At 74.3% G+C, this 22,841-nt stretch carries 18 protein-coding genes and 1 tRNA gene; 11 read left to right on the top strand and 8 right to left on the bottom strand.

What is annotated here, in order from left to right:
* Window positions 1-22 precede the first annotated feature (22 nt).
* From AB0L25_RS34060 to AB0L25_RS34045, 4 genes are all read right to left on the bottom strand, one after another.
* Complete coding sequence (locus AB0L25_RS34060) at window positions 23-1,219, bottom strand: L,D-transpeptidase (RefSeq protein ID WP_500176873.1); 1,197 nt, start codon at window positions 1,217-1,219, stop codon at window positions 23-25.
* A gap of 266 nt (window positions 1,220-1,485) precedes the next feature.
* Window positions 1,486-2,628 carry a L,D-transpeptidase gene (locus tag AB0L25_RS34055; RefSeq protein ID WP_500176872.1) on the bottom strand — a complete coding sequence of 381 codons (1,143 nt, stop codon included), beginning with the start codon at window positions 2,626-2,628 and terminating at the stop codon, window positions 1,486-1,488.
* Between the two features lie 186 nt (window positions 2,629-2,814).
* The gene (locus AB0L25_RS34050) at window positions 2,815-3,720 is read right to left on the bottom strand and encodes a VC0807 family protein (RefSeq protein WP_500176871.1); all 906 of its coding nucleotides are present in this window, start codon (window positions 3,718-3,720) and stop codon (window positions 2,815-2,817) included.
* A gap of 218 nt (window positions 3,721-3,938) precedes the next feature.
* Entirely contained in the window at window positions 3,939-4,865 is a 927-nt protein-coding gene (locus tag AB0L25_RS34045; protein WP_500176870.1) for a LysR family transcriptional regulator, read from the bottom strand.
* 143 nt (window positions 4,866-5,008) lie between these two features.
* Here AB0L25_RS34045 and AB0L25_RS34040 point away from each other — a divergent pair, with 143 nt between their 5' ends.
* A complete protein-coding gene (locus AB0L25_RS34040; protein WP_500176869.1) occupies window positions 5,009-6,541 on the top strand; it encodes a pyridoxal phosphate-dependent aminotransferase in 1,533 nt (510 codons plus the stop codon).
* A 127-nt stretch (window positions 6,542-6,668) separates the two neighbouring features.
* Here AB0L25_RS34040 and AB0L25_RS34035 read toward each other — a convergent pair.
* Window positions 6,669-6,740 (bottom strand) — tRNA-Trp (locus tag AB0L25_RS34035).
* Window positions 6,741-7,055: 315 nt separating this feature from the next.
* Here AB0L25_RS34035 and AB0L25_RS34030 point away from each other — a divergent pair.
* Complete coding sequence (locus AB0L25_RS34030) at window positions 7,056-7,628, top strand: hypothetical protein (protein WP_500176868.1); 573 nt, start codon at window positions 7,056-7,058, stop codon at window positions 7,626-7,628.
* 63 nt (window positions 7,629-7,691) lie between these two features.
* Here AB0L25_RS34030 and AB0L25_RS34025 read toward each other — a convergent pair whose 3' ends face one another.
* Window positions 7,692-9,005, bottom strand: coding sequence for a cation:proton antiporter (locus AB0L25_RS34025; protein ID WP_500176901.1), 1,314 nt, complete (start codon window positions 9,003-9,005; stop codon window positions 7,692-7,694).
* A 269-nt stretch (window positions 9,006-9,274) separates the two neighbouring features.
* Between AB0L25_RS34025 and AB0L25_RS34020 the strand changes: the two genes are divergently transcribed.
* Entirely contained in the window at window positions 9,275-9,832 is a 558-nt protein-coding gene (locus AB0L25_RS34020) for a CGNR zinc finger domain-containing protein (RefSeq protein WP_500176867.1), read from the top strand.
* A 31-nt stretch (window positions 9,833-9,863) separates the two neighbouring features.
* Here the strand turns inward: AB0L25_RS34020 and folP are convergent, their stop codons facing one another.
* The gene (gene folP, locus AB0L25_RS34015; protein WP_500176866.1) at window positions 9,864-10,721 is read right to left on the bottom strand and encodes a dihydropteroate synthase; all 858 of its coding nucleotides are present in this window, start codon (window positions 10,719-10,721) and stop codon (window positions 9,864-9,866) included.
* 257 nt (window positions 10,722-10,978) lie between these two features.
* Between folP and AB0L25_RS34010 the strand changes: the two genes are divergently transcribed.
* From AB0L25_RS34010 to AB0L25_RS34000, 3 genes are all read left to right on the top strand, one after another.
* Window positions 10,979-12,013 (top strand): GDP-mannose 4,6-dehydratase, encoded by a 1,035-nt coding sequence (locus tag AB0L25_RS34010; protein WP_500176900.1) that lies wholly within the window; start codon window positions 10,979-10,981, stop codon window positions 12,011-12,013.
* Between the two features lie 107 nt (window positions 12,014-12,120).
* On the top strand, window positions 12,121-13,746 hold the full coding sequence (locus tag AB0L25_RS34005) for an MFS transporter (RefSeq protein WP_500176865.1): 1,626 nt from the start codon (window positions 12,121-12,123) through the stop codon (window positions 13,744-13,746).
* Window positions 13,747-13,811: 65 nt separating this feature from the next.
* Window positions 13,812-14,429, top strand: a complete 618-nt coding sequence (locus AB0L25_RS34000) for a LysR family transcriptional regulator (protein ID WP_500176864.1) — start codon at window positions 13,812-13,814, stop codon at window positions 14,427-14,429.
* A 96-nt stretch (window positions 14,430-14,525) separates the two neighbouring features.
* Here AB0L25_RS34000 and AB0L25_RS33995 read toward each other — a convergent pair whose 3' ends face one another.
* Entirely contained in the window at window positions 14,526-15,440 is a 915-nt protein-coding gene (locus AB0L25_RS33995) for an Lrp/AsnC family transcriptional regulator (protein ID WP_500176863.1), read from the bottom strand.
* 766 nt (window positions 15,441-16,206) lie between these two features.
* Here AB0L25_RS33995 and AB0L25_RS33990 point away from each other — a divergent pair.
* The 5 genes from AB0L25_RS33990 (at window position 16,207) to AB0L25_RS33970 (ending at window position 22,831) form a co-directional block, all read left to right on the top strand.
* Window positions 16,207-17,643 (top strand): GuaB1 family IMP dehydrogenase-related protein, encoded by a 1,437-nt coding sequence (locus AB0L25_RS33990; protein ID WP_500176862.1) that lies wholly within the window; start codon window positions 16,207-16,209, stop codon window positions 17,641-17,643.
* Window positions 17,644-17,778: 135 nt separating this feature from the next.
* On the top strand, window positions 17,779-19,278 hold the full coding sequence (locus AB0L25_RS33985) for an LCP family protein (RefSeq protein WP_500176861.1): 1,500 nt from the start codon (window positions 17,779-17,781) through the stop codon (window positions 19,276-19,278).
* Between the two features lie 231 nt (window positions 19,279-19,509).
* Window positions 19,510-21,024, top strand: a complete 1,515-nt coding sequence (locus tag AB0L25_RS33980; RefSeq protein ID WP_500176860.1) for an LCP family protein — start codon at window positions 19,510-19,512, stop codon at window positions 21,022-21,024.
* 86 nt (window positions 21,025-21,110) lie between these two features.
* Window positions 21,111-22,214, top strand: coding sequence for an enolase C-terminal domain-like protein (locus AB0L25_RS33975; RefSeq protein ID WP_500176859.1), 1,104 nt, complete (start codon window positions 21,111-21,113; stop codon window positions 22,212-22,214).
* A complete protein-coding gene (locus AB0L25_RS33970) occupies window positions 22,211-22,831 on the top strand; it encodes a P-loop nucleotide/nucleoside kinase family protein (RefSeq protein WP_500176858.1) in 621 nt (206 codons plus the stop codon). Before AB0L25_RS33975 ends, AB0L25_RS33970 begins: the two co-directional genes overlap by 4 nt.
* The last annotated feature ends 10 nt before the right edge of the window (window positions 22,832-22,841 follow it).

Genomic DNA, 22,841 nt, shown 5'->3' with positions numbered 1-22,841 from the left:
CCCGCTTCGGGTCAGCGGAACATCATCCGGTCGTCACGGTGCGGTTCAGGGCACTGCCCTTCACCCACTTCTCCCAGGACATCTGGTAGTAGCTCCAGCCGTTGTTCCACTCCAGTTCCCGCTTGCTCCCGGTGATGACCACCGGGTCGCCGCGGTAGGACCAGTTGTAGAACCAGCGGGCGTCCTTGGGCGGGGAGTTGACGCAGCCGTGGCTGACGTTCTGCTCGCCCTGCGCCCACACGGTGGAGGCCATCGAGTGGACGTACTCGCCGCTGTTGGAGATCCGCACGGCGTGCGGGATGACCTCGCGGTAACCGCCGTTCGCCTTGTCCTTCGGATCGACGCCCATCCACTCGGACGTCATGATCGCCGGGTTCTCCTTGCCCATGGTCAGGTGGACGCCGCTGGTGGTGAGGAAGGTGTCGACGCCGTTGACCACCCGGCCGCCCTTACCCGCGCTGATCGGCCAGGTGCGGACCTTCTCGCCGTTCTCGTAGGCGACGGCCTTCTTCGACTTGGTGCTGATCTTGAGGATGTGGGAGTCGCCGATGCGGAACTCGCGGCCGACGTCCTTGGCGCCGTAGGTGCCCTTGCCCGACTTCACGCCGGCGAGGTCGGCCTCGAAGGACACCTTCTGGTTCGGCTTCCAGTAGTCGCCGTTCTTGGTGCGGAAGATGACCTGCTTGTCGCTCACCCAGTACCAGGCGCCGGTGGCGGGCTTGGACGACTTGACCTCCAGCGCCTGCTCGACGGCCTTCTTGTCGTCGACGTCACGGTTGAACGTGACGGTGATCGGCATGCCGACGCCGACCTTCTCGCCCTTGCGCGGGACGATGTCGGCGATCTCCAGCGTGCGCTTCGCCTCCAGGGTGGCGATGCTCGCGTTGACGGTGGTCGTCTTCCCCTCGGGGGAGACCGCGACCGCCGACACCTGGAACTTCGTGTCGGGCTTCAGCGTCCGCGACTTCCAGCTCGTCCGGTCGGCGGACATGGTGCCGGCGTCGGTGATCGGGCCGTTCTGCCAGGAGAGCGTGACGTTCTTGAGCGTGCCGCCCGTGGCCTTCACGACGACGCCCGCCTCCGGGAGGGCCTTGGCGTTCCCGTCGCCCGGGTCGATCGTCACCTGGGGCGCGGCCGCCTCGGCCTGCTCGCCGGCGACGCCGGCCTCCTTCTCGTCTCCCGAACAGGCGGCGGTGAGGAGGATCACGACCCCCGCCACCGCCGTACCGGCCCCGCTCCGTCGCCGCGTTCGCCGTGCGGACACGTGCTGCACCGCCACCTCCAGATACCCCGCCGTACCAGGGAGACATTAGCGACAAAAGTCGCCGACCATGCCTTCTCCCAGGCCGCTCGACGCCCGTCGAGATCAAAGCGTTGCACGGCGGGGGCCTGTACGGATCGGGCCCGGCCGTCGGAACGGCCGGGCCCGGGTCCGGTCACTGCTCGGTGCAGGTGGGGCAGCGGAGGAGGGTCAGCGGAGGACCCTCACTGCAGGGCGCTGCCTTCCTTCCACTCGTTGAACGACAGCTGCCAGTAGCCCCAGCCGTTGTTCCACTCGAGGTCGCGGTCGCTGCCCGTCAGCTCGAGGACGTCGCCGCGCTGCATGATGTCGTAGTACCACTTGGCGTTCTTCGGGCTCAGGTTGAGGCAGCCGTGGCTGACGTTCGCGCTCCCCTGGACGCCGACGGTGGACGCCATGGCGTGCGTGTACTCGCCGCTGTTGGAGAACCGGACCCCGTGGTTCACGACCGTCTTGTAGTAGCCGGGGTCTCCGGGCTTGCGGCCCGGCGAGATCATCGTGACCGGGTTCTCCTTGCCCATCAGCAGGTGGACGCCGCTGGTGGTGGTGTACTCCCGGGTGGTGCCGTTGCCGGCGCTGAACGGGACGGTGCGCAGCTTCTTCCCGTCGCGGTACACCGTCATGTGGTGTTCGCTGATGTCGCCCTTGGTGATCTGCTCGGCGCCGATCGTGATGGTGGCCTCTTCGTCGGCCTCCCCGTAGACGCCGCCGCCCACGTTGACGCCCGCCAGGTCGGCGTCGAACTTGACCTTCTGGTGGGGCGCCCAGTACGTCTTGGTCCGGTAGATGACCTGCTTGTCGTCGATCCAGCGCCACGCGCCCTCGACCGGCTTCTGCGGGGTCACCTCGAGGACCTTCTCGACGGCGGCCCGGTTCTCCACCGGACGGTTGAACCGCACGATGATCGGCGCGCCGACGCCGACCTCCTCGCCCTTGAGGTTCGGGGTCACGTCGACGATCTCGAGCGTCTGCGCGGGGTCGAGGGTGGAGAAGGAACTCGTCGTGGTCTGGGACTTGCCGTCGTTGGCGGCCACGGCCGTCACGGTGTACTTCGAGCCGGGCTTCAACGTCCGGTCCGAGCGCCACGCGGTGCGGTCCGCGGACAGCTTCCCGGTGATCTGGGCGCCCTGCCCCTGCACGGTGACCTGCTCAAGCGTGCCGTCGACGACCTTCACTTCGATCGTCCCGTCCGGCTTGACCTGGGTCGTCCCGTTGGCCGGCGTGATCGTCACCGTGGTCTTCGTCTCGTCGGACGCCAGACCCGCACCGGAGGTGTCGCCGCTGCAACCGGCGGCGAGCATCACCACCGCGCCCGCGCCCCCGGTCACCGCAAGACCCAACCGCCTCTTGCCAGCCACAAACTCCCCCATTCACCAAGATCGGCTCAGTGTTCTACAAACCTATCTAAGCCAGATAGACGAGGGTACACGCGGGAAGGTTCAGGTCCTCGACATGGCAAAAAAGACGCCCCGCCGCCCACATGGGGCGGCGGGACATGGTAGGCCCGGCGGGGCTCAGGCGCTGCCCGCGGGCTTCCAGTTGATGTGGCGCAGGAGCCGCTTGAACCCCCACACCGAGATGACGACGCCGACCGCGCCGAGCGCGGCGACGATGCTGGTCCGCAGCCACAGGTACGTGCCGATCGACTGGTTGAACAGCATCCAGACGCTGACGAGCACGTTCGTGAACAGGACCATCGCCCACAGCAGGGAGATCCGCAGGAAGAAGCGGTGAACCCTGCCGTGCTTCAGGAACGCCTCCGGGATCGGGGCCATGTCCTTGGCGAGCTTCATCGCCAGGGGCTTGCCCAGCGGGACCGACGCCAGGAACGACATGCTGACGATCAGCGTGCCGAGGGTCGGCTGGAGGAAGTAGACCACCGCGCTGCCCGTCGCGGCGGACAGGCCCGCGCGGACCGTCACGCCGACCGCGGCCAGCATGAGCATCCCGGAGACGGGATGCCCGCGCAGGTACCGGTACGCGATGCCGCCGTACACCCACGCGACCGCGGCGACGAGCGCGCCGTTCAGGCCGAGCAGCGTGAGCGCGGCGTAGAACACCAGGACCGGGGCGATGACGCCCTCGAAGAAGCGCGGCAGCGCGTGCACGAGGAGGGCCCGGATCCGCGGCAGTTCGAAGACGTGGTGTCCCTCGCCCTCGACGTCCTGCGCGGCCGTGGCCCCGGCGCCCGCGGCGGGCGCCGTCTCCGCGGGCGCGGGCCCGCCCGGCTCGGGGACGATCGCCCCGTGCCGTCCGTCGTCCGCCCATGCCCCCTCGGCGCGCGCCGCGTCGAGGGACGCGTCGAGGGACGCGTCCTGGAGGTGTGCGTGCCGAGGCCGTACGAGCTCGGCCGGTGCCGCCGGAGCGGACGGCGCCGTCACCGCGGACGGCTCCGTGTGCGTGGTCGCCGGTCGTTCCATCGAGCGCTGCGCTCCCCGATCGGTGTGCAAAGTCTCGGATGTCGTCACGATTCGCCCCACCGTACGTGATGATCCGCGCGAATCCGGCCGATTCGAGGTCAAAACTCGCGCGTGCCGTCCCGCACCGTGTCCCCCGCAGGCACCGGCGCACACCCGCACGACCTGGGGAGACGTCCGCAACCGCGCTCCGGTCGGGGAAATCGGGCCGGCGCCGCGGGTCACCCTTCGGGCGCCGCCGGCTGGACGTCACGGGCGGCGGCGTAGATGGCACGGAGCGTCACCGCGACGGACGGGCGGCGCACGCTGGCGCTGCGGGTCACGGCGTACACCTCGCGCGCCAGCGTGCACTCGGGGATCCGGCGGACGGCGACGCCGCGGTCGCCCGCGGCGAGGGCGAGGGCGGGCACGGCGGTGACGCCGATGCCGCGGGCCACGAGGCTGAGGATCGTGTGCAGCCCCTCGAACTCCCACGGGACGGGCCGGTGGCCGCCCACGGTGTCGAGCAGCCGCTCGACGGCGTCCCGGGACGGTTCGCCGCTCGGCGCCGCCATCCACGGTTCCTCGCGCAGCCGCTGCAGGTCGACGGGCAGGCGCGGGTCCGACAGCGGGTGGGAGGCGGGGACGACGAGGACGAGCGGGTCGCGGCGCAGGTGGAAGAACTCGAGCGCGGCGGGCGACTGGTGGGGGACGGTGCCCGTCCAGTCGTCGATCAGCGCGATGTCGACCTCGCCGTTCTGCACCTGCCGGATGCCGTCGACGGGGCGGGTCTGCCGCAGGACGAACGTCAGCCCCTCGTGCTCCCCGAGGCTGTGCGCGAGGGCGGGCGCGAACGCGACGGCGGCGGTCGGGAACGCGGTCACCACCACCCGTCCGGTGGGGGTGTCGGACGCGGCGGACAGCTCCGCCTCGGCGGTCTCGACCAGCCCCAGGATCTCCTCGGCGCGCGCGGCCAGCCGGCGCCCGGCGTCGGTGAGCTCGGCACTGCGGGCGGTGCGGTCCAGCAGCGGGACGCGCGCCTGCCGTTCGAGCGCGGCGAGCTGCTGGGAGACCGCCGAGGGGGTGTAGCCGAGCGCGGCGGCGGTCGCGGCGATGCTGCCGCGGCGGGCGAACTCGGCGAGGAGGCGGAGGCGGCGCAGCTCGAGCATCACTACATCTTACGGTCAGCATCGATGAGACTCGCTTGTAGTGATGCTGTCGGCGGGGAAGTATGACTGCGAGCCCGCAAGGGTCACACACGGGGACCACTACTTCACCATCCGTTATTTCAGCATGCCCTCTGGAGGCTTTCATGCCTGCCCATAACCCGTCCGCGGCCGACGCGCCGGTGCCGGACGCCTCCGCCGCCGAGGCGGAGTCCGACACCCCGCTCGATCCGAGCGCCCTCGGCGCCCCCGACCTGCGCACCTCCGAACTCGACGCCGCCGAACTCGACGCCGTCCCGGTCCTGGACGCGCCCCCGCTGGACGCGTCCGTCCTCGGCCGTCCGGGCGCCCGCCGGGCCCGCCGCGACGGGGACGTCCGTCCCGTCCCGTTCGCGCCGCGCCCGGTGCCGCTGTCGCCGACCCTCGCGGTGAACGAGGCCCTCGACCGCAAGCGGAGCGAGGGGGTGCGGGTGCTGCCGCTCGGGTTCGGCGAGGCGGGCGTCCCCATCCACCCTTCGCTGGCGCGCGAGCTGGCCGCCGCCGCGGACCGGGGCGCCTACGGCCCGGTCGCCGGTTCCGAGGAGCTCCGCGCGGCCGCCGCCGGGTACTGGACGCGCCGCGGCGTGCCGACCGTCCCGGAGGCGGTGGTGTGCGGGCCGGGGAGCAAGCCGCTGCTGTACGCGCTGCTGGCGTCCATCGGCGGCGACGTCGTCGTGCCCGCGCCGAGCTGGGTGTCCTACGCGGCGCAGGCGTCCCTGCTCGGCGGGGAGCCGCTGCACGTCGCGACCGCGCCGGGCGAGGGCGGGGTGCCGAGTCCGGCGCTGCTCGCCGACGCCGTGGTGCGGGCGCGGGCGCGGGGGCGCAGCGTCCGGTCGGTGATCGTCACGCTGCCCGACAACCCCACCGGCACGCTCGCGTCCGAGGAGACGGTCCGGCGGCTGTGCGCGGTCGCGCGGGACCTCGACCTCGTGATCGTCTCCGACGAGATCTACCGCGACCTCGTGCACGACCCCGCCCGGACGGTGCACTCGCCCGCGCGGTTCGCGCCGGAGCGGACGGTCGTGACGACGGCGCTGAGCAAGAGCCTCGCCGCGGGCGGGTGGCGGCTGGGGGTGGCGCGCCTGCCGGAGGGCGCGTTCGGCCGGGCGCTGCGCGACAGCCTGCTCGGCGTGGCGAGCGAGGTGTGGTCGAGCGCGCCCGCCCCGATGCAGCACGCCGCCGCGTACGCGCTCGCGGAGCCGCCCGAGCTGGTCGAGCACGTCGACCGCAGCCGCCGCCTGCACGCCGCGATCACCGGCGCCGTCGCGGACCGGTTCGCCGCCGCGGGTGCGCGGGTGCGGCGCCCGGAGGCGGCCTTCTACGTGTACCCCGACTTCGGCCCGCTGCGGGAGGCGCTGCGCGCGGGGCACGGCGTCCGGACGGCGGCGGACCTGACCGGCCTGCTCCTCGACCGGTACGGCGTCGGCGTCCTGCCGGGCTGCGCGTTCGGCGACGACCCGGACGCGCTGCGCATGCGGGTGGCGCCGAGCCTGCTGTACGGGCGGGACGACGAGGAGCGGCTCGCGGCGCTGGCGTCCCCGGACCCGGCGGCGCTGCCGTGGATCGCCGGCGCCCTGGACCGGCTCGGCGAGGTCCTCGCGGACCTCGCGGAGACGGTGGGAGAGCCCGCGCTCGCCTGAGCGGAGGACGGCCCCGACGGAGGGCCGCCGCGGCCGGCCCGGGCCGCGGCGGCCCTCCCGCCGTCCCGGGACGCTCCGAAAGGAATTGCGGAGCGTAAGGGAACACGGCGCTTTCCGTGACGACTTGCAGGGGCGGAGGGAGTCGAACCCACTTTCCGCTGGTTTTGGAGACCAGCCGCCTAACCGGTGGCTCACCCCTTCGTGGCATTCATCACCCGATGGGTTCAATGATCCCTTCGATCGCCGGGGGCGGCAAAGGATTTTCGGACCACCCCGGCGGCGCCGGAAGGCGCGGCTCCACGGGGCCCGCGGCGGCGGCGCCCGGCGAACCCGCAGCATCCCCGACCGGCCCGGATAAGCGTGGTGTAAGGTCCTACGGCACACCGGGCGAACGCCGTGAAGCGGCCATCACGGGCCATGGAACGGGCATGGGGCGTGCCGCCCGGCATTCTCGTGGTAAACCCATGACAGCGTGATGTCACATAAGTGATGAAAGAAGGCGAGGGGGCCCGCCATGAGGCATGCACAGGACGGGGCTGCCGCGGCGATGAGCGCCGCCTCCCGGATTCTCGTCGCCCGGGGCAAGAACGAGCCCCAGGAGGTCGAGAACCCGGACGTCGCCTGGGGTCAGCGCGCCCGCGACGGGGTGTGGGTGCCGACCAAGGACGGCCAGCGGATCCACCTCGGCATCGACACCGCCGCGGCGGACACGCCCGCCCAGCTGCTGCGGCCCACCCTGCGGGTGTTCGTGGGCGTGGACGTCGACACCGACATCGTGGCGCAGACGACCGCGGGCGGGGTGCGGCTGCTGACCGTGATCCACGGTCCGGGCGCCCCGGCGGAGTTCCGGTTCCCGGTGTCCCTCGCCGACGGGCTCGCGCTCGAGTCGATGCCGTCCGGCGGCTACGACGTCGTCCACCTGCGCTACGGCGCGACCGTGGGGCGGCTCTACAACCCGTGGGCGAGCGACTCGATGTTCCGCCAAGTCAAGGCCGACTACGCGCTGGACGGCTCGGTCGTGACCATGCGCGTGCAGCACGCCGACGCGTACTACCCCGTCGTCGCCGACCCCCACTACGCCCGCTGATCCACCGCGCGCCGAGCACGCCGCCCCGTCCCCTCGCCCCTCCCCGGCCGCCGGACGGACGCGCTAGGGGCGCGACCTGCGGATCACGATCGGGTCCTCGAAAGCGAGTTCGCGGCTGATCTCCCGCAGCGTCTCCGCGCCGATCTTGCCCCGGCGGTACAGGCCCGTCAGCTTGGCCCGCTGCGCCCGGACGAGCTCCGCGCGGACGCGTCGGCTGTTCGGCGGCGGCCCGTCCGCCGCGTGCCCGCCGTCCTCCTCGTCGAGGAAGTAGCGGACGCGGTCGAGCCGCAGTTCGAGCATCTGCCGGTACGCGTCGGCGGTCCGCACGTCCACGGCGTCGTCCTCGGCGAGTTCGTCCAGGCGGGCGAGCGCGGCCTGGAGGCCCGCTTGGCGCGCGCGCATCGCCTCGGTCCGGCGGCGGTCGGACTCGATCAGCCCGAGCCGCCGCAGCAGGGGCGGCAGGAGCGGCGCCTGGCCGATCAGCGTGACCAGGACGACGAGCGCGGCGAGCAGCACGAGCAGGCCCCGCTGCGGGCCGACGGCGGCGGGCAGCGACAGCGCGATGGCCAGGGTGATCGCGCCGCGCATGCCGCCGAAGCCGATGACGATGCGCTGCCGCCGGTCGAGGCCGCGCTGGCCGCCCCGGCCGCGCCGGTTCGGCGCGATCCGGGCGAGCGGGCCGTACCCCAGCTCCCACAGCAGCCGGACGCCGATCACGACGGCCGACACCGCCAGCGTCGTCGCCGCGACCATCGCCCACGTCTGCCCGCCGGGTTCCCGGACGATCGGCCGGATCTCCAGCCCGAGCAGCACGAACAGGGTCGATTCCAGCAGGAACGTCAGGATCCGCCAGAAGGTGGCGCCGACCAGCCGGGACGCGGGCTGCAGCACGCCCTCGCCGTGGGTGCCGATGGTGAACCCGGTCACCACGGTGGCGAGCACGCCGGACGCGCCGACGTGCTCGGCGGGCACGAACGCCAGGTAGGGCGTCACGAGGGAGACGATCACCTGGCTGACCGGGTCGCGGATCCTGCGCCGCACCCGCCGGATCACGGCGCCGAGGACGAACCCGTAGGCCAGCCCGCCCGCGACGTACTGCACGGTCCGCTCGACGCCGTCGGCCAGGGTGAACCCGGTGTTCAGCGCCTCGACCGCCAGCACGAAGATCGTCAGCGCGGCGCCGTCATTGATCAGCGACTCGCCCTCCAGGATCGTGACCATCCGGGGCGGGGCGCCGAGGCGCTGCATCACCGACGTGGCGGCCACCGGGTCGGTGGGCGAGACGGCCGCGCCGAACGCCAGCGCCGCCGTCCAGCCGACCTCGGGCAGCAGCGCGGTGACGGTCGCGGCGACGGCGAGCGTGGTGAGGGTGGTCAGGGTGGTCAGCCCGAACGCCAGCGCGATGATCGGGACGGCGTCGGCGCGGGCCTCGCGCGGCGCGGTACGCGTCCCCGGCCGGCCCGATACTGGAACGTTCCCGCAGGGTGCGGGGCCCGCGCCCGGCCGCGTCCGCGCCCGCGCGTCCTCGCGGGGCGGGCGGCGCGGGGCCGTCCCGGCGGCATAGGCTTGAGGCCGGGCCGCGTTCCGGCCCCCGCGGCGGCGTCCGGCGCAACGACCGCCCCGGTTCCCTGAAGACTGGACTCACCGTGATCTTCACTCATGACACCGAGCACGCGCTCGCCGTGGTCGTCGACCTGATCAACACCGGTGCCGCCGCGTCCGGCGCCGAGGAACTGGACGGGCTGCCCGGGCTGCGGGCGTTCGTGGAGCGCAACTCCTTCAGCGACCTGGGCGAGGTGACCGGCGAGGACGTCGCCGCGGTCCGGCGGCTGCGCGACCGCTTCCACGCGGTGTTCCTGGCCGGAGAGGTGCCGTCGGCCGTCCGGCTCATCAACGACATCGTCGGCGAGGTCCGTACGACCCCCCACCTGACCGACCACGACGGCTACGACTGGCACGTCCACTTCTTCGCGCCCGGCGCCCCGCTCCCCGAGCACCTGGCGGCCGACTGCGGCATGGCCCTGGCGTACGTGGTGGCGGCCGGGGAACTGGACCGGCTGCGCACCTGCGAGGCGCCGGACTGCGACCGGGTGCTGGTGGACCTCTCCCGCAACCGGTGCCGCCGCTACTGCGACAGCCGGACGTGCGGGAACCGCATGCACGTCGCGGCGTACCGCGCCCGCCGCCGCGAGGCGGCGCTCTGACCGGGCGGTCCGCCCGCCGGCCGGGCCGCCGCTAACCGCCCGCCGCGGGCGGCGGCCCGAGGGCGGCGACGGCGTCGAGGGCGCGGCGCGCGGCGGCCGCGTCGTGGACGCGGAACACGCGGGCGCCGAGGACGGCCGAGACCCCGAGCACGGCGAGCGTCCCGGCGCCGCGCCCGTTCACGGGCCGGCCCAGGGTCTCCCCGATGAAGTCCTTGTTCGACACCGCCACCAGGACCGGCCAGCCGGTCGCGGTCAGCTCGCCGAGCCGCCGGGTGATCTCCAGCGAGTGCCGGGTGTTCTTGCCGAAGTCGTGCGCGGGGTCGATGAGGACGGCGTCCCGGCGCACCCCGAGGGACACGGCGCGCTCGGCCTCCGCGGTGACGTGCGCGATCACGTCGGCGACCACGTCGGCGTAGGCCGTCCGGTGCGGGCGGGTGCGCGGCTCGAGCGCGCCCGCGTGGGCGCAGACCAGGCCGATGCCGTGCGCGGCGGCGACCTCGGCGAGCCGCGGGTCGGGGCCGCCCCAGGTGTCGTTGAGCAGGTCGGCGCCCGCGGCGGCGACCGCCTCGCCGACCTCGGCGCGCCAGGTGTCGACGCTGATCACGACGCCGGGGTGGCGTTCCCGGACGGCCGCGACGAGGTCGACCACGCGGCGCAGTTCCTCGGCGACGCCCACGTCCTCGCCCGGCCCGGCCTTCACCCCGCCGATGTCGACGATGTCGGCGCCGGCCGCCACGGCCCGACCGACCGCGTCCAGCGCCGCGTCGAAGCCGTAGGTGGCGCCCTTGTCGAAGAACGAGTCGGGGGTGCGGTTGACCACGGCCATGATCGCGTGCGGGCCGAGCTCGCGCCCGTTCAGCCGCAGCGGCGTCGTTTCCGGAGAGCCCATGATGATCACAGATTCGCACACCCCCGGGCCGGGGCGCCAAGCGGTCCCCGGGGCGGGACGTGCGAGGCCGCATCCGGCACTCGACCGGCACTAGAAGCGAATTCGGTTCAAATGCCGCCCTCGCTCGTCAGCAACCCAACGAGGTCGCTAACCTCATATGTCATGCTCGTTGCGGGATTGCGTCCCCGCGGTGGGCCGCCGACCCGGTGGTCGCGGCCCGGACCGAGCAGCCCCGACCGAGCAGCATGGAGGATCCGCTGACCAGGCGAGCACTCATCACCGGCATCACCGGACAGGACGGCTCGTACCTGGCCGAGCACCTGCTCGCACAGGGGTACGAGGTGTGGGGTCTGGTGCGGGGACAGGCGAACCCGCACGTCTCGCGGCTGCGCAAGCACATCGGCGACGTGCGGATCACCACGGGCGACCTGCTGGACCAGGGCAGCCTCATCTCCGCGGTGGAACAGGTCCAGCCCGACGAGGTGTACAACCTGGGCGCGATCTCCTACGTCCCGATGTCGTGGCAGCAGCCGGAGCTCACCACCGAGGTGACCGGCGTCGGCGTGCAGCGCATGCTCGAGGCGATCCGCGTGGTGTCGGGCATCAGCCAGTCGCGGACGCCCGGCCCCGACCAGATCCGCTTCTACCAGGCGTCGTCCTCGGAGATGTTCGGCATGGTCCGGGAGACGCCGCAGAACGAGCGGACGGCGTTCCATCCGCGCAGCCCGTACGGGGTCGCGAAGAGCTTCGGGCACTACATCACCCAGAACTACCGCGAGTCGTACGGCATGTTCGCGGTCAGCGGGATCCTGTTCAACCACGAGTCCCCTCGCCGGGGCGCCGAGTTCGTCACCCGGAAGGTGTCGCTGGGCGTGGCCCGCATCAAGCTGGGCCTGGCCTCCGAGCTGCGCCTGGGCAACCTGGACGCGCGCCGCGACTGGGGCTACGCGGGCGACTACGCCCGCGCGATGCGGCTGATGCTCGCCCAGGAGTCCCCGGAGGACTTCGTCATCGGAACGGGCCAGACCCAGTCGGTGCGGGAACTGGTCGAGTTCGCGTTCGGCACGGCGGGCCTGAACTGGGAGGACCACGTCGTCCTGGACGCCAAGTACACCCGGCCCGCCGAGGTGGACCTGCTGTGCGCCGACCCGAAGAAGGCGCGCGAGCAGCTCGGCTGGGAGCCGGAGGTCACCTTCGAGGGCCTGGTCCGGATGATGGTGGAGTCGGACCTGCGGCTGCTGTCGGAGTCCGCGCGCCCCGAGGACGAGCCGTTCAGCCCCGACCACTGGTGACCCCTCCCCCGCGCTGACGTCCGGCACGACACCCGTCGGCGGGGACCCGCCGCGCGGGCGAGCCCCCGGACGGGCGCGGCGTGGCGGCGGCGTGACACGATGCGACCATGGCTGACGTCGCCGCGGATCCGGGGAACGTCCGGCTGGGCACCGGGCCGGGCCGCTGGATCCTCCTCGCGACCGTCCTCGGGTCGGGACTGGCGCTGCTCGACTCCACGGTCGTCAACGTCGCGCTGCCCGCCATCGCCGACGACCTCGGCGCGGACATCACGGGCCTGCAGTGGACCGTGAACGCGTACACGCTGACGCTGGCCGGGTTCATCCTGCTGGGCGGCTCGCTCGGCGACCGGTACGGGCGGCGGCGGATCTTCCTGCTCGGCGTGCTGTGGTTCGCGGCCGCCTCGGTGCTGTGCGCCGTCGCGCAGGACGTCGGGATGCTGGTGGTGTCCCGGGCGCTGCAGGGGGTGGGCGGGGCGCTCCTCACCCCGGGCTCGCTGGCGATCATCCAGGCGTCGTTCACCGCGGACGACCGGCCGCGCGCGGTCGGGGCCTGGTCGGGGCTCGGCGGCATCGCCGGGGCCGTCGGGCCGTTCGCGGGCGGGTGGCTGGTGGAGACCGCGGGCTGGCGGTGGGTGTTCCTGCTCAACGTGCCGCTCGCCGCCCTGGTGGTGCTGGTGGCGGCGCGGCACGTCCCCGAGAGCGCCGACCCGGAGGCGGGCGGGCGGTTCGACGTGCTCGGCGCGGTGCTCGCGGCCCTCGCCCTCGCGGGCACGACGTACGCGCTGACGGAGGCGCCGAGCGGGCACGCGCGTCCGGTCGTGGTCGCGGCGGCCGGGATCCTCGGGGTGGCGGCCGCGGCGGGGTTCCTCGCGGTGGAGCGGTGGCGCGGCGGCGGCAGGCGGCTGTCCGGGCGGCCGGGCGACGGCGTCCCCCGGCCGATGCTGCCGCTGGAGGTGTTCGCCTCCCGGCAGTTCTCGGCGGTCAACGCCGTGACGTTCCTGGTCTACGGCGGGATGGGCGTGATGTTCTTCCTGCTCGTGCTGCACCTGCAGGTCGTGGGCGGGTTCTCGCCGGTCGCGGCGGGCGCGGCGCTGCTGCCGGTGACGGCGCTGATGCTGCTGCTGTCGGCGCGGGCGGGCGCGGTCGCGCAGAAGACCGGGCCGCGGTGGCCGATGGCGGGCGGGCTGCTGGTGGCGGCCGCGGGGATGCTGCTGGTCGGCCGGATCGGCACGGGCGCGTCCTATGTCCGTGACGTGCTGCCCGCGGTGACCGTGTTCGGGCTGGGGCTGTCGGCGGTGGTGGCGCCGCTGACGGCGACGGTGCTGGCGACGGCGCGGTCCCGGCACGCGGGGGTGGCCAGCGGCGTCAACAACGCGGTGGCGCGGGCGGCGGGGCTGCTCGCGGTCGCGGCGATCCCGCCGCTGACCGGCCTGACGGGCGGCGCGCTGCGTGATCCGGAGGCGTTCGCCGACGGGTTCGGCCTTTCCATGGCGGTGTGCGCGGCGCTGCTGGCGGCGGGCGCGGTGCTGACGGTGCTGACCGTCTCCGACGGCGCGCTGGTCGTCACGGAGGGCGTGCACTGCGAGCCGCAGGCCCGGAGCCACTGCTCGGTCGGCGCGCCGCAGCTGCAGCCGGAGCCCGAGACCGTCCCCGACACGGCCGGTCCCGGGTACGGGGACGGCGGCCGCCCGGACGAGGGGCGCGGGGACGGGCGCGCGGGCGAGGCCGGCTGAGGCCGTTTCGGGTCAGGTTCCGCCGTTGTCCGGACCGCGGCGGCCGGTTGGCATACCGTCGGGACATGAATCTGCGGCAGCTGCGCTACGTCGTGGCGACCGCCGACCACGGCACGATGACGTCGGCGGCCCAGGCGCTCTACGTCGCCCAGCCCGCGCTGTCGCGGGCCGTGCGGGAGCTCGAGCGCGAGCTTGGCCTCGAACTGTTCGCGCGCTCGGGGCGCGGCGTCGTCCTCACCCCGGTCGGGGAGCAGGTCGTCCGGCGGGCGCGGGCGGCGCTGGAGGCCGTGGACGCGATCGAGTCCCTGTCGGCGGCGCGGGGCCGCGGGCAGGGCGCCGACCTGCGCATCGCCACGACCGCCGCGCTGGAACCGGAGCTGATCGGACGGCTCGTCCCGCTCTTCGCCCGCGCGCAGCCGGCCGTCCGGATCCGGGTGGTGCGGTGCGCGGACCGCGCCGCGGTGGCCGCGGCGCTGCGCGCGGGCCGCGCCGACCTCGGGCTCGCCGAGCCGCCCGCCCCGGCCGGCCTGGCCGTCCACCCGCTGACCCCGCGGGCCGGGCTGGTGCACCTGCACCGCCGGACGCCGCCCGCGGGCCGCGACTTCCTGGCCTTCGCCAAGGAGCACGTGAAGGAGTCCGTCGGGGAGCCGGTGCGCGAGGCGCCGGGCGGTCGCGGCGCCTGAGCGCCGGTTCCCGGACGCGGGGGCCGGTGGACCGATGCCCCGGCCACGAGCTCGCCGTGGCCGAGGCGCCTCCCCGGCACCGCGTGGGGCGCGTCCTCAGGACGCGCCGCCGGCGGGGCCGTCGGGGAGGTCGGCGGCGTAGGACTCCTTCACCACGTCGAGGTGGTGCCAGGACTCCCGGACCGTCACGCCGGGCACCGACCGCACCGCGTCGAGCACGGTGACGAGTTCGGTGCGCGAGGCCGCCTCGGCCTGCCCGACGATGTCGTAGCGGCCGAACCCGGTCGCCACGTAGCGGACGCCGTCCAGCGCGGCGACCGCCTCGGCGGTCTTGCGCAGGCCGCCGCCGACCAGCAGGCCGAACCCGCCGAGCTCGGCCGCGCCGAGCGCCCGCGGGTCGGCGAGGCCGGTCACCTGGATGACCCCGGTGCGCATGAGCCGCACCACCCGGGCCCGGGTGGCCGCCTGCGACAGCCCGATGATGTGCGCGAGCCGGGTGTAGGGGGCGCGACCGTCGCGCTGGAGCTCCCGCAGGAGCCGCCAGTCGATGTCGTCGAGGGTGACCTCCCCGAGCTCCCGCACCACCGTGTGGGCGTCCCGCACCGTGGCGACGGAGCGGAACACCTCCGCGGTCCGCACGCCGGGGACGGACCGCAGGTGGTCCACCTCGGCGGCGAGGGCGGCGTCGTCCCTGGTGCGCACCTGGACGACCAGGTCGTGCGGGCCCGCGGTCAGCGCGGCGAAGCCGACGGCCGGCCGTTCGGCGACGGCCTTCGCGACCTCCCGCGCGGAGCCGTCCACGGTGACCGAGACGTGCCCGGTCGCCTCGGCGCCGACGACGGCGGCGTGCACGATGCCGACGACGCGGACGACCTCCGTTTCGAGAAGGTTCTGCACGCGTGCCCGCACGGCCGTGCGGGATAGCCCGACGCGATCGGCGAGCGCCTGGAACGTGGCCCTGCCATCCCGCTGGAGCTCGCGGACGAGCACGGCGTCGACCGCATCCAGCACGGCTGTCCTCCTCGACATGCGATGAATCGTTTTGCCAGCAACTGCAAGATCATTCCATTTCGGGACGGGATGACGTCAAATATTGATCTTGCTCGTGTTCGCCCCGCCCGGCGGCCGTCGAAGCGTCTATGAGCGGTCGCGCGCGGTGCCGTTTCCGACGTCGCGCGACCCCCTTCGAACGTGCGAACGCCGCCGGAGGCATGAGCCGTCCGGCGGTCCCGGCGGCGGCCGGGCGGGACGCACGCCGGCACTCCACAGGGCTTCGCGGGAAGCGCCCGGCGGGGCGGGCCCGGGATCGCCGCGCGCGGACCGGGAGCCCCCGCGGGGCAAGAGCTGCGCGGGGGCGGGGGGTGCGGCGGGAGCGCCCCCGACGATGACGCGGACCGGGTCCAAGTGCGTGGCCTGCATGCGCCTCTCCCGGTGTTCTGATGTGACGCCCCTACGGCAGGACGGCCGTCCGCGCGAGGCACATGTAAGAAAAGTGCATCGGGGGCGCGATTACGTCAAGAGGTAACTTTACAGAGAGCTAAGCCTCACGTTGCACGACTTTCCCTCATGTGCGGGCGTTCAGTTCCGTTATGCCTGCAAGGCGGCTGGAAAACCGGTGCGGAAGGGTCGGACGCGCCCCGGGGACACAGGGTCATCACCCCTGGGTGCGGGCATGCCGCCCGGAAGAGACGGGTGCGTGTGCGGAGCATCGGGGGGTATGGCACACAATGTACGGTGGCCCAGCCACTTTCATCATCGATTGGTGTGTTAGACAGCCGTGCGCCTGCTGAACGGTGAGCACTCCGCTCACGACCTCACCTACAACGACGTCTTCATGGTGCCCGGCCGCTCGTCGGTCGGCTCGCGTCTGGAGGTCGACCTGTCGACCGTGGACGGCAGCGGGACGACGATCCCGCTCGTCGTCGCGAACATGACCGCGGTGTCCGGCCGCCGGATGGCCGAGACCGTCGCCCGCCGCGGCGGCGTCGCGGTGCTCCCGCAGGACATCCCGGTGGAGGTCGTCGCCGAGGTCATCGGCTGGGTCAAGGGGCGCGACCTGGTCGTGGACACCCCGATCACGCTGGACCCGTCGAGCACCGCCGGGGACGCGCTCGCGCTGCTGCCCAAGCGGGCGCACAACGCCGTGATCGTCGTCGCCGACGACCGTCCCGTCGGCGTGGTCACCGAGGCCGACTGCCAGGGCGTCGACCGGTTCTCCCAGCTGCGCGACATCATGTCCCGCGACCTGGTGACGCTGCCCGCCGGGGTGGACCCGCGCGAGGCGTTCAACCGGCTGCACGAGCGGGGCCACCGGCTCGCGCCCGTCGTCGACGACGAGGGCCGCCTCACCGGCGTCCTGACCCGCACCGGGGCGCTGCGCGCCACCCTGTACGACCCCGCCGTGGACGGCCGCGGGCGGCTGCGCATCGCCGCCGCCGTGGGCGTGAACGGCGACGTCGCCGGGAAGGCGAAGGCGCTGCTGGAGGCGGGCGCCGACCTGCTCGTGGTCGACACCGCGCACGGCCACCAGGACAAGATGATCGCCGCGCTCGCCGCCGTCCGCGGCCTGGACCCGGCGGTGCCGGTCGTGGCCGGCAACGTGGTGACGGCCGAGGGCACCCGCGACCTGATCGAGGCGGGCGCCGACATCGTCAAGGTCGGCGTGGGGCCGGGCGCGATGTGCACCACCCGGATGATGACCGGCGTGGGGCGCCCGCAGTTCTCCGCCGTCCTGGACTGCGCCGCCGAGGCCCGCAGGCTGGGCCGGCACGTGTGGGCGGACGGCGGTGTCCGGCACCCCCGCGACGTCGCGCTGGCGCTCGCCGCCGGGGCCGCCAACGTGATGATCGGCTCCTGGTTCGCCGGGACCTACGAGTCGCCGGGCGACCTGCAGCGCGCCGCCGACGGACGGCTCTACAAGGAGAGCTTCGGGATGGCGTCGGCGCGCGCCGTGCGGCTGCGCACCGCCGAGGACTCCCCGTTCGACCGCGCCCGCAAGGCGCTGTTCGAGGAGGGGATCTCCACCTCCCGCATGTTCCTGGACCCGCAGCGTCCCGGCGTGGAGGACCTCATCGACTCGATCGTCGCCGGGCTGCGCAGCTCGTGCACCTACGCGGGCGCCCGCACGCTCGAGGAGTTCCACGAGCGCGCGGCCGTCGGGATCCAGAGCTCGTCCGGCTACGCCGAGGGCATGCCGCTGTCCAGCAGCTGGTAAACGGACGCGTTCGGGCCGGTCAGCGGCCCGCGCTTTTCCGCGACACGCCGCGCGCGCTCGCCGCGCGCGCGGCGTCCGCGGCTGCACGCTCGCCTGAGGACGCGGCAGGGGGACCGCGCCCGGAAGGGGCGGAGCATGCGCGACGAGAGGCCCGAGCGGGGACCGGCGGACGGGCGCGGACGGCCCGGCGGCGCGCGCGGACGGCGGCCCGGCGCGCGCGGCGGGCATCACCGTGCCGCCCGGCGCGGCCGTCCCGGCGGGCGGAACGCGGCGCCGTTCGCGGTGGCGGAGGCGCTGCTGATGGCGGCGGTGTCCCCCGCCCTGCCCGGCCTCGCGCACCTGCGGGCCGGGCGGGTCCGGCTCGGCGGGGCGCTGCTCGGCGCCCAGGCGGTGCTGCTGACGGCCGCGGCGCTGGCGTTCGCGCACCTGCGTCCGCTGTTCCTGCAGCTGTCGGTGCGTCCCGGCTGGCTCACGGCGGCGACGGCCTGCTCGGTGGTGCTGGCGGCGCTGTGGGCGCTGCTGATCGTCCACTCCTACCTGGCGCTGCTGCCCGAGGACCTGTCGCCGCCGTGGCGGCTCGCGGGCGGCACGACCGTCTCGGTGCTGTGCCTGCTGGTGATCGTCCCTCCGCTGACCGTGGCGCACTACGGGCACCTGCAGCGCGACCTCGTCGACAGCGTCTTCGCCGACGGGCCCGCGACGCCCGCCGCGCAGGCCGGCGGCACCCGCGCCCCCGCGCCCGCCGCGGGCGGCGCGCGCCCCGGCGGGGACTCGTGGGCGGGCGTGCCGCGCCTGAACGTCCTGCTGCTCGGCGGCGACGCCGATGTGGGCCGGCCGGGGGTGCGCACCGACAGCATGACGCTCGCCAGCGTCGACACCGAGACCGGCGACACCGTCCTGCTGAGCCTCCCGCGCAACCTGCAGCACGTGCCGGTGTGGTCGGGCCAGGGACGCGTCCCCTATCCCGCGGACGGGCTGCTGAACGCCGTCTACGGCCTCGGCTCCGACCGCCCGGACCTGCTCGCGCGCGGCGGGAGCGCCGTCCGCGACCCCGGCGCGGAGCTGCTGAAGCGGACGGTGTCGCACATCCTGGGCCTGCCGGTCCCCTACTACGTGATGGTCGACATGCGCAGCTTCCGGCAGATCGTCGACGCGGTGGGCGGCGTCCGGGTCTGCGTGGCCGAGCCGGTCCCGGTGCCCCGGTCGCAGGTCCCGGCGGGCGTGCTGCGGCCCGGCTGCCGCACGCTGACCGGGCGGGAGGCCCTCTGGTACGGGCGGTCACGTACCGGCAGCAGCGACTACGTCCGGATGGGGCGGCAGAAGTGCCTGATGTGGGCGCTGGCGCGCCAGGCGGGCCCGCTGACCGTGCTGCGCAGCTTCCAGCGGCTCACCGAGGTGTTCAAGGAGTCGGTCGGCACCGACCTCCCGCAGCGGCTGCTGCCCGCCCTGGTCGACCTGTCGGCGAAGATCCGCGACGCCGACGTCCGCAGCCTGCAGTTCGTCCCGCCGGTGATCTCCCCGGGACGTCCGGACTACGCGGCGATCCGCCGGATGGCGGCGCGGGCGGTCCGGGACGGGACCGGGCCGGACGGCGGCGCGCGCCCGCTGCCCGTCCTCACCGACGGCTGCGGCTGACCGGCCGTCCCGCCCGGGGCCGGTCCCCGGCGCCCCGCCCCGCCGGGCCGGTCCCGCGCTCCGGGCCCGCTGTACGGGAGGCGACGGCCGGGTGACGCGCGCGCGAACACGGGGTCTCGATCCGTCCTCAACAAGATCACGAATGTGCGCTCGAGAAACCCTTGACGGGTTTCGTGCGTCCATAATGTGAGGCCGGAGGATTAAATCACCGTGGGCGGGGATCGGAGTCACATGGGTGGATGGGCGAGTCGTCGCGCCCGGCGGCCGGACCGCGACGGATCCCCCGGCGGGGCGGGCGGGCTGCCCCGCGCGCTCGCGCTGACCCTCGTCTCCGCCCTGGTCTGGGGCGTCGCCCACATCGTCACCGGCCGCCGCCGCGTCGGCGGCCTGCTGCTCGCGGTGTACACGGTCCTCGCCGCCGCGCTCGCCGCCGCCGCCACGATCTACCGCGGCGACCTGCTGGACCTCGTCGTCCGCCCGGACGTCCTCCAGCAGATCACCGGCGGCCTCATCCTGCTCGGCGTGCTGTGGGTCGCGGTCGTGGTCCGCTCCTACCAGTTGCTCCGCCCGGACGGGATGCGGCTGAGCGCGCGGTCGCTCGGCGCCGCCGCCGTCGCGCTGATGTGCTTCGGGGTCGCGGTCCCGACGGCGTGGGCGGTGCGCGGCACGTACGTCTACCGGGACGCGCTGACCAGCATCTTCCAGGCCGGCGGCCACAACGGCCAGAAGATCGACGCGGACGACCCGTGGGACGGGGAGGAGCGTGTCAACATCCTGCTGCTCGGCGGCGACGCCGCCGAGAACCGCCCCGGCGTCCGCACCGACAGCATGACGCTCGCCAGCGTCGACACCGAGACCGGCGACACCGTCCTGCTGAGCCTCCCGCGCAATCTGGAGAGCTTCCCGATGCCGCCGGGGCCCGCGCGCGACCGGTTCCCGTACGGGTTCACCGGCGGGGGCCCGATGACGCCCGGCCTGCTCAACGAGGTGTACCAGTACGCCGAGGAGCACCCCGACGTGGTTCCGGGCGTGCCCAAAGGCGAGCGCGGCCCGACGCTGCTGAAGGCGACCATCTCGGGGATCCTCGGCCTGCCCGTCGACTACTACATCCTGGTCGACATGTTCGGTTTCGCCGACATCATCGACGCCATGGGCGGCGTGAAGATCAACATCCTGCAGCCGATCCCCTACGGGCAGCGGGGCGACGTCCTCCAGCCGGGCCACCGGACGCTGACCGGCAAGGAGGCCCTCTGGTACGGGCGGTCGCGCACCAACAGCAGCGACTACGTCCGGATGGGCCGGCAGAAGTGTCTGATGGCCGCGATCGCCGAGCAGGCCGACCCGCGGACCGTCCTCACCAAGTTCGACGCGCTGGCCTCGGCGGCCAAGCAGACGCTGTCCACCGACATCCCGCAGGAGCTGCTGCCCGCGCTGATCCAGCTGTCCGGCGAGATCAAGGAGGACGCGAGCATCGACAGCCTCCAGTTCGTCCCGCCGCTGATCCACACCGGCAACCCCGACTTCGCGAAGATCCGCAGGCTCGCCGCCGAGGCCGTCGGCACCGCCGACCAGGTCGCGTCGAAGAGCCCGTCGCCGTCGTCCTCGGGCTCCCCGTCGCGGACGCCGTCCGGCGCGGTGACCGTCGAGCCGCCGGTGCAGGCGCAGGGCACGCCGAGCCTCGGGACGACGCCGACGTCCGAGGCCCCGGAGACCGACCCGGTGTCGCTGGAGGCGAGCTGCCCCTGAGCGCGCTCCGGCGTGTTCTCCCTGCTCCCCGAAGGGGGGATCATGGAGGGGAGACGTCTTCCGAGCGTGAGAGGGGCGGGTGCGAGGTGCCTCGGATCCAGGGTTGCGACGCCTACCGGGTGGCGATGCCGCGCGGCCGGCGGGCCGAGAGCATCCTCGTCCGGCTCGCCGACGGCGACGGCGCGACCGGCTGGGGCGAGGTCGCCGTCCCGGACGCGCGCGGCCGCGGCCGCGCGACCGGGCGGGACGGGTCCGGCCGGGACGGGACGGGCGCCGACCCGTGGGCCGACATCGAGAACCGGATGGGGCCCGCGCTGATCGGGCTGGAATGGGACCGTCCCGAGGACGTGTCCGCCGCCGCCGACCTCGGCGCGCACGAGGCGGCCGCCGCCATCGACACCGCCTGCTGGGACCTGTGGTGCCGGGTCCGCGGGCTGCCGCTCGCGCACGCGCTGGGCGGCACCCGCACGTCCATCGTCACCGGCGCGCGGATCGCCCCCGCGCAGGTGCTGGAGACCCTGCCCACCCGCGTCAACCAGGCGGTCGGCGCGGGCCACACCCGCGTCACCGTGGACGTGCGCCCCGGGTGGGACATCGAGCCGATCCGGCTGATCCGGCAGGCGTACCCCGCGCTGGCGCTCGTCGCCGACGCCGGCCACGCCTACCGCGACACGCCCGAGCACCTGGAGGTGCTGGCGGGGCTGGACGCCTACGGGCTCGCGGCGGTCGAGCGCCCGTTCCCCTCCGACGACCTGGCGGCGCACGCGAAGCTGCAGCAGCGGATCGGCGCGGCCGTCGCACCCGACGTCGGCGACCTCGACACCCTCGAGGCCGCGCTGCTGCTGGAGGCGGGACGGGCCCTGCACCTGCGCCCGGACCGGTTCGGCGGGCTCACCGCCGCCCGCAGCGCCCACGACCGCGCGTACGCGGCGGGCTGGGACGTGTGGTGCAGCGGCGTCGGCGCGTTCGGGATCGGGCAGGCCGCCGCCGTGGCGCTGGCCGCGCTGCCCGGCTGCACGCTGCCGAGCGACGTGTCGGACCCGGCGCACGGCCCGGTGTACGTGACGCCGCCGGTGCGCTCGTCCGGCGGCGTCGTGGGGGTGCCGCTCACCCAGCCGGGTCTCGGGCACGAGGTCGACGAGGAGCGGATCGAACGGCTCGCGACCCGCCGCATGCGGCTGTCGGTGTGACGGGCGGGCGGGATCCGGGGGACGCGGCGCCGGTCGTCCCCGGGACGGTGTGGGTGGTGGCGGGCCCGCCGGGCGCGGGGAAGTCGACGGTGGCCGGACTGCTGCTGGCGCGGCTGCGTCCCGTCCCGGCGCTGCTCGACAAGGACACCATGTACGGGGAGTTCGTCGCGGCGACGCTGGCGGCGGGCGGCCGCGACCCGGGCGAGCGGGAGGGCCCCTGGTACGACGCGCACGTCAAGCCGCACGAGTACGCGGGGATGACCGCGACCGCCCGGGAGGTCCGCGCGCACGGCTGCCCCGTGCTGCTGAGCGGCCCGTTCACCGGGCAGATCCGTGCGCCGGAGCGCTGGGCGGAGTGGGTCCGGGCGCTCGGCGGCGACCCGGTGCGGCTGGTGTGGGTCCGGACGGACGCGGCGACGCTGCGGCACCGCCTGGAGCGGCGGGGCTCGCCGCGCGACACCGGCAAGCTCGCCGCGTTCGCCGCGTTCGTCGCGCGGATGCGGCCGGAGGAGCCGCCGCCCGTCCCGCACGACGCGGTCGACAACCGCCTGACCGCGCCGGTGCCGCCGGCCGCCCAGGTGGACGCGCTCGTGCGCCGGTGGCGCGGCCCTAAATGATCGTCCGGCG

This window comes from Spirillospora sp. NPDC052242, assembly GCF_040679555.1.
Taxonomy (GTDB): domain Bacteria; phylum Actinomycetota; class Actinomycetes; order Streptosporangiales; family Streptosporangiaceae; genus Spirillospora.
This window is presented reverse-complemented; position numbering and strand designations above follow the sequence as displayed.

Excerpts from the sequence above, each read along its gene's own strand:
- AB0L25_RS34000 (WP_500176864.1), top strand. The coding sequence starts at position 13,812 with ATGAATCTGCGGCAGCTGCGCTACGTCGTGGCGACCGCCGACCACGGC.
- AB0L25_RS34040 (WP_500176869.1), top strand. The coding sequence starts at position 5,009 with ATGCCTGCCCATAACCCGTCCGCGGCCGACGCGCCGGTGCCGGACGCC.
- AB0L25_RS34030 (WP_500176868.1), top strand. The coding sequence starts at position 7,056 with ATGAGGCATGCACAGGACGGGGCTGCCGCGGCGATGAGCGCCGCCTCC.
- folP (WP_500176866.1), bottom strand. The coding sequence starts at position 10,721 with ATGGGCTCTCCGGAAACGACGCCGCTGCGGCTGAACGGGCGCGAGCTC.
- AB0L25_RS33980 (WP_500176860.1), top strand. The coding sequence starts at position 19,510 with ATGGGTGGATGGGCGAGTCGTCGCGCCCGGCGGCCGGACCGCGACGGA.
- AB0L25_RS34045 (WP_500176870.1), bottom strand. The coding sequence starts at position 4,865 with ATGCTCGAGCTGCGCCGCCTCCGCCTCCTCGCCGAGTTCGCCCGCCGC.
- AB0L25_RS34005 (WP_500176865.1), top strand. The coding sequence starts at position 12,121 with ATGGCTGACGTCGCCGCGGATCCGGGGAACGTCCGGCTGGGCACCGGG.
- AB0L25_RS34050 (WP_500176871.1), bottom strand. The coding sequence starts at position 3,720 with ATGGAACGACCGGCGACCACGCACACGGAGCCGTCCGCGGTGACGGCG.
- AB0L25_RS33985 (WP_500176861.1), top strand. The coding sequence starts at position 17,779 with ATGCGCGACGAGAGGCCCGAGCGGGGACCGGCGGACGGGCGCGGACGG.